General features: G+C 62.0%; 6 protein-coding genes. 5 read left to right on the forward strand and 1 reads right to left on the reverse strand.

The genetic code is table 11. The features are described from left to right. From ACR0P8_RS08120 to ACR0P8_RS08140, 5 genes are all read left to right on the forward strand, one after another. Positions 1 to 1,000: pyridoxal-phosphate dependent enzyme (locus ACR0P8_RS08120; RefSeq protein ID WP_432624599.1), on the forward strand; the 1,000-nt coding region annotated here is incomplete at its 5' end. Between the two features lie 102 nt (positions 1,001 to 1,102). Beyond that, positions 1,103 to 2,284 (forward strand): cystathionine gamma-synthase, encoded by a 1,182-nt coding sequence (locus ACR0P8_RS08125; RefSeq protein WP_143239542.1) that lies wholly within the window; start codon positions 1,103 to 1,105, stop codon positions 2,282 to 2,284. 105 nt (positions 2,285 to 2,389) lie between these two features. Beyond that, positions 2,390 to 4,345 carry a DNA helicase RecQ gene (recQ, locus tag ACR0P8_RS08130; protein WP_432624600.1) on the forward strand — a complete coding sequence of 652 codons (1,956 nt, stop codon included), beginning with the start codon at positions 2,390 to 2,392 and terminating at the stop codon, positions 4,343 to 4,345. Between the two features lie 94 nt (positions 4,346 to 4,439). Beyond that, entirely contained in the window at positions 4,440 to 4,925 is a 486-nt protein-coding gene (locus ACR0P8_RS08135) for an S-ribosylhomocysteine lyase (RefSeq protein WP_432624601.1), read from the forward strand. Between the two features lie 128 nt (positions 4,926 to 5,053). Next, entirely contained in the window at positions 5,054 to 5,539 is a 486-nt protein-coding gene (locus ACR0P8_RS08140) for a GNAT family N-acetyltransferase (protein ID WP_003808493.1), read from the forward strand. Between the two features lie 80 nt (positions 5,540 to 5,619). On the opposite strand, the gene ACR0P8_RS08145 is transcribed toward ACR0P8_RS08140, so the two are convergent. Further along, a partial coding sequence (locus tag ACR0P8_RS08145; protein ID WP_432624602.1) for an amino acid permease occupies positions 5,620 to 6,548 on the reverse strand: 929 nt, incomplete at its 5' end.

A 6,548-nucleotide genomic window follows, 5' to 3' on the forward strand; every position in this document is an offset into this window, starting at 1 on the left:
CAACAGCACCGCAGAACTCATCGGCAACACCCCGCTCATCCGCCTCAACCATGTGACCGAAGGCATCAAGGCCACCATCGCGGCCAAAGTCGAATACTTCAACCCCGGCGGCTCCTCCAAGGACCGCATCGCCGAACGCATCATCGACGCGGCCGAACGCAGCGGCGAACTGAAGCCCGGCGGCGTGATCGTCGAACCGACCTCCGGCAACACCGGCGTCGGACTGGCCATGGTCGCCCAGCAGCGTGGCTATCGCGCCATCTTCACCCTGCCCGACAAGGTTTCCGAAGCCAAGCGCGCCGTGCTGCGCGCCTACGGTGCCGAAGTGGTCGTGACCCCCACCGATGCCGGCCCCGACGACCCCCGCTCCTACTACCAGGTCGCCGAACGTCTCGCGGCGGCAATTCCCGGAGGCTACCGCCCCAACCAGTACGACAACCCGAACGGACCGCTGAGCCACTACCGCAGCACCGGACCGGAAATCTGGCAGGCCACGGACCATCAGGTCACGCATTTTGTGGCCGGCATCGGCACCGGCGGCACCATCTCCGGCACGGGCCGCTATCTGAAAGAGGCTTCCAACGGCGCGGTGCAGGTCATCGGCGCCGATCCGGAAGGCTCCATCTACTCCGACCCCGACGACGTGCACCAATACCAGATCGAAGGCGTCGGCGAGGACTTCTACCCGAAGGCCTTCGACCGGAGCCTTCCCGACGAGATCGTGCAGGTCACCGACGCGGAAGCCTTCGAAATGACCCGACGCCTCGCCAACGAGGAAGGACTGCTCGTCGGCGGCTCATCCGGCATGGCCGTGTTCTCCGCGCTGAAATACGCCCGCGAGCACGACCTCGACGAAAACCAGCTCGTCGTGGTGCTGATGCCCGATTCCGGCCGCAGCTATATGGAGAAGATCTTCAATGACGACTGGATGCAAGCCAACGGATTCGCCGACGTCGTGGAACGCACCACCAAGCCCAGCCTCGCCGAACAGTACCTGTAAAAGACCGTCAAACGACTGTCCGGCAGCCCGATCGCACCTTTGAAACCAATGCCCATCATCCGAACGACCCAAACCATCCGCTACTTCCAAGGAGTTCCCATCATGACCATCTCGACCAACACCGAAGCCCTCAACGCCACCGCTCTCGCCACCCGCGCCATCCACGCAGGTCAGGAACCCGACCCGACCACCGGAGCCGTGGTCACCCCCATCTACATGACCTCCACCTTCAAGCAGGATGGTGTCGGCGGCCTGCGCAACGGTTACGACTACAGCCGTTCCATCAACCCGACCCGCAACAGCTTCGACGAGCAGCTCGCCGCCGTGGAAGGCGCGAAATACGCGTTAAGCTTCTCCTCCGGACTTGCCGCCATCGACGTGCTGCTGCGCTCCACTTTGAAGCCCGGCGACAACATCCTGCTCGGCAACGACGTGTACGGCGGCACCTACCGTCTGCTGTCCAAGATGTTCGTGCCGTGGGGCATCGGCCTCGACGTGGTGGACATCACCGACACGGCCGCCGTCTCAGCCGCGCTCGCCAAGAAGCAGTACGCGTACATCTGGGTGGAAACCCCGTCCAACCCGCTGCTCAACATCACCGACATCGCCGCCACCGCGGCCGTGGCGCACGCGCACGGCACCAAAGTGGTCGTGGACAACACCTTCGCATCCCCGGTATTGCAGCATCCGCTCGCAGACGGCGCCGACGTGGTCGTCTATTCCACCACCAAGTACATCGGCGGCCACTCTGACGTGGTCGGCGGCGCGGTGGTCCTGAACGACAAGGAAACACGCGACGCGGTGGCCTTCCTGCAGAACGCGGCCGGCGCGGTTCCGTCCCCGTTCGACTCCTGGCTTGACATCCGAGGCCTCAAAACCCTCGACCTGCGCGTCAAGCAGCACAGCCGCAACGCCATGAAAGTGGCCCAGTGGCTCGAAACCCGCCCCGAAGTGGAACGCGTATGGTATCCGGGGCTCGAATCCCACCCGGGCCACGACATCGCGGCACGCCAGATGCACGGCGGTTTCGGCGGCATGATCTCCATCCAGATCGCCGCCGGTTTCGAAGCGGCCAAGAAGTTCGCCGGAGCCACCGAAGTGTTCACCCTGGCCGAATCCCTGGGCGGCGTGGAATCCCTGATCGAGCATCCGGGCGCCATGACCCACGCCTCCGTGGCCGGCACCACGCTCGAAGTGCCCGCCAACCTGATCCGCCTGTCCGTCGGCCTTGAGGACGCGGACGATCTGATCGCCGACCTGGAGCAGGCGTTCCGCCAGATCTGAATTCCCTATTTCCGATAGAAGCATGAAACGGCCGGCATGGGCAAGACCCGCGCCGGCTGTTTCGCTCTCCGCGGTCAACGCATGGCATTGCTACACTTGGAAACTATGACGCAAGCTGTTGATTCCGCCGATTCCGTAGACCCCCGCGCATTGGAGGCGCTGAACCGCTATTTCGGCTACGATTCGTTCCGTCCTGGACAATCCGGCATCGTCTCGGCCATCCTCACCGGACGTGACGTGCTTGGCGTCATGCCCACCGGCGCCGGCAAATCCATCTGCTATCAGATTCCCGCAGCGATCCTGCCGGGCGTCGCCATCGTCATCTCGCCGCTGATCTCACTCATGCGCGACCAGGTCGACGCCCTGAACGACGTGGGCCTTCCGGCCGCGTTCATCAACACCACGCAGACGCCGGACGAACAGGATCTCGTCTTCGCGCAGGCGCTCTCCGGCCAGATCAAACTGCTGTACGTGGCGCCGGAACGTTTGGAAACCGAACGATTCCGCAACTTCGCCGTCCGTGTGCCGATCTCGCTCGTCGCCGTCGACGAAGCGCACTGCGTCTCCCAATGGGGGCAGGACTTCCGTTCCTCATATCTTGGCATCGGCGAATTCATCGCCGGACTGCCCACACGTCCAACGGTCGCCGCGTTCACCGCCACCGCCACCGAACGCGTGCGCCGCGACATCGTTTCGATTCTGGGCCTGCACACACCGTCCATCACCGTCACCGGTTTCGACCGGCCGAACCTGTATTTCGACGTCATCAGCATGCCACGCAAAGACAAAGCATCCTGGGTGGCGTCCTACATCGCCAGCCATCCGGACGAATCCGGCATCGTCTACTGCGCCACGCGCAAGGAAACGGAAGCGCTCGCCGAATCGCTTAACAGCGCCGTCGCCGAATTGCGTGCCGCAGGGGGTGCGGATGTGTCGGATATCGGCACCATCGCCGTCGCCTACCATGGCGGTATGAGCGCCGACGCACGAGAGAAGGCGCAACGCGATTTCGTCACCGACCGTGTGCCCGTGGTCGTGGCCACCAACGCGTTCGGCATGGGCATCGACAAATCCAACGTGCGGTTCGTCATCCACCACAACATGCCCGAATCCATCGAAGCGTACTACCAGGAGGCGGGTCGCGCCGGACGAGACGGCGAACCAAGCCGCTGCACGCTGTTGTGGAACGAATCGGACATCGTCACCCGTCGCCGGCTGCTCGATTCGGATTACGAAAACGAACGATTGACTCCCGAAGAGCAGGAGGCCGTACGCGCGTCGAAACGCCGGCTGCTCGACGCGATGGTCGGCTACTGCCGTACCACGGACTGCCTGCACGCGTACATGACCCGGTATTTCGGCGAAACCGCGGGCGCGGCGGCGAAAACGGACGGCAAATGCGTGGGCGGTTGCGCCAACTGCGAGCACACATTCGAAACCATCGACGTCACCGACATCGCCCGAGCCATCAGCCGTTGCGTGCACGATGTGAACCAGCATGTCGGCAGCGGCAAAATCGTCAAGGTGCTGCGCGGCTCGAAGGCACAGGATCTAAGCTATCTCAACCCCGAAAGCCTGCCGTCGTTCGGCATGCTCGACGAAGTGACGGAAGCGCGCATCCGCGACGTGCTGAGCCAGATGGCCACCGACGGCTTCCTGACGATCGCGGAAGGACGCCTGCCGATCGTCGGCTTCGGACCCCGTGCGGCGGAAACGGTCGCACCCGAATTCCATTACGACATCAAGAAGATCAAACGTGCTGACGCCCGTGCGCGTCGAACGCCCGACGTGTCCACTCCCGCTGTCGGATCGTACGTGCCGGATGACGGCGACGAGGCGCTATTCCAGAAGCTGCGTGCGCTGCGACTGGACATCGCGCGCGAACTCGGCAAACCGCCGTACATCGTGTTCTCCGACAAGACGTTGCGTGACATGGTACGGGTCAAGCCGATCACTGACGACCAGTTCCTTGCCGTCAACGGTGTGGGGGAAAGCAAGCTCAAACAGTACGGCGAACGGTTCATGGCCGCGATTCGGGAGGATTCCGGCGACGAGGCTTGAACCGGCCATAACCGACACGCATGGCACGACGGTTGACGTTGAGCCCGCGAACCGTGAATAGTGGAATGTGAACACAACAACGAAAGGACAGAACATGGCGGAAGACAAGCCGGTGGTGGAAAGCTTCCAATTGGACCACACCAAAGTAAAGGCGCCGTATGTGCGCTACATCGATACGGAAACCGGCCCCCACGGCGACGTGATCTCGAACTACGACCTGCGATTGGTGCAGCCGAACGAGAACGCCATTCCGACCGGCGGACTGCACACCATCGAACACACCATCGCGGTGCTGCTGCGCGAACGCATCCCCGGTTACATCGACTGCTCGCCGTTCGGATGCCGCACAGGCGTCCACCTGCTGACGTGGGGCGAGCATTCCACCGAGGATGTGGCTCGCGCATTGAAGGAATCGTTGGAATTCATCGCCTACGAGGCCACATGGGACGACGTGCCGGCAACCACCATCGAAAGCTGCGGCAACTACCGCGACCACAGCCTGTTCACCGCCAAGGAATGGTGCAAGGACATCCTCGCCAAGGGCATCAGCTCCGACCCGTTCGAACGCCGCCTTGTGTGAGCGTTACCATGCCTGTGCGGTGGGCGTGGTAGTTTGGACGGCTGGAATGCTTGAGAGAGGTATACAGTCGAATTGAGGTGAAAGGGTTGAGCGAAACCACTTCCGAACGTCGGTTCCGTCGTGCCACCATGGATGATCTGCCTGTCATGCTGAAAATCTACCAGCATGCGCGTGAGCTTATGGCGGCCAACGGGAATCCCACGCAATGGGGAAACACGTTCCCACGTGAGGAAGTGATCCTTGACGACATTCGCCAGCAGCGCACCATGCTGCTGGTGGACGAGGCTGACGGCAAGGAGCGTGTGCTCGCCCAGTTCGCCCTGTGCACGGGCGAGGATCCCACCTACGCGCATATCGACGGCGCCTGGCTGGACGATGACTCGTATGTGACCATCCACCGCATCGCCTCGTCGGGAATCGTCAAAGGCGCGGCCAAGGACTGCATCAACTGGTGCATCGAACATTACGGCAACGTGCGCGCCGACACGCATCCGAACAACAAGGCCATGCAGCACGTGCTCGAATCGAACGGATTCGCCCGCTGCGGCCTGATCCAACTGCTTGACCGCCCCACCGATACCACGCGTATCGCCTACCAGCGTCACGAATGGTGATTGCGCATACATAGAAACATAGAAAAAAGGACGTCTCCCGTAAAACTGCGGGAGACGTCCTTTTCCATATGAAGGGATGATTAGAACAGTCCCGGCTCGTTAAGCTGAGAATGCTTGCGGCTGTACGTGAAATACACGACCAGTCCAAGCGCGAACCACACGGCGAAACGCACCCACGTCTCCCAATTCAAACCGAAGATCAGAATCAGGCAGAAGATGATGGCGCAGATTGGCGTGAACGGCACGCCCGGCGCACGGAAGCCACGATGCGCGTCCGGCTGGGTCTTGCGCATCCACAGGATGCCGGCCGACACGATGATGAACGCGGACAGCGTACCGATGTTCACCAGCTCGAACAGCACGTTGATGTTGATGAAACCGCCGGCGATGGCCGTCAGAATGCCGAAGAACCACGTGCCCTTGAACGGTGTGCGGTACTTCGGATGCACTTCGCCGAAGAACTTCGGGAACAGTCCGTCGCGGCTCATCGCATAGCAGATGCGGGACTGGCCGTACAGCTGCACCAGCATGACGGTGGTCATGCCGATCAACGCGCCGAGGTTCACGATGAACGCCAGCCAGTTGAGGCCGGTCTCGAGAATCACGCCCGCCACCGGAGCGTCGATGAACTTCGCGAACTCCTTGTACGGCACCACGCCGGTCATGATGAGCGTCATGATGATGTACAGCACGGTGGACACGGCCAGCGAAATCAGGATGCCGCGCGGCAGCGTCTTGTTCGGATTGATGGTCTCCTCGGCGGAGGAGGAGACGGCGTCGAAGCCGATGAAGCTGAAGAACACGATCGACGAGGCCGGCACGATGCCGTACGGCTGCGTCGAACCCGGCTGGAACGTGTAGATGCCATACGGGGAGAACGGTTTCCAGTTGGCGGGATTGATGTACCAGACGGTGCACACGATGAACAGCACGATGATGGCCAGCTTGATCATCACCATGATGTCGTTGGTCTTCTTCGTCTGGTTGATGCCGATGGACAGCACCCACG

Origin of the sequence: Bifidobacterium sp. (assembly GCF_050874245.1) — a bacterium.
Classification (GTDB): domain Bacteria; phylum Actinomycetota; class Actinomycetes; order Actinomycetales; family Bifidobacteriaceae; genus Bifidobacterium.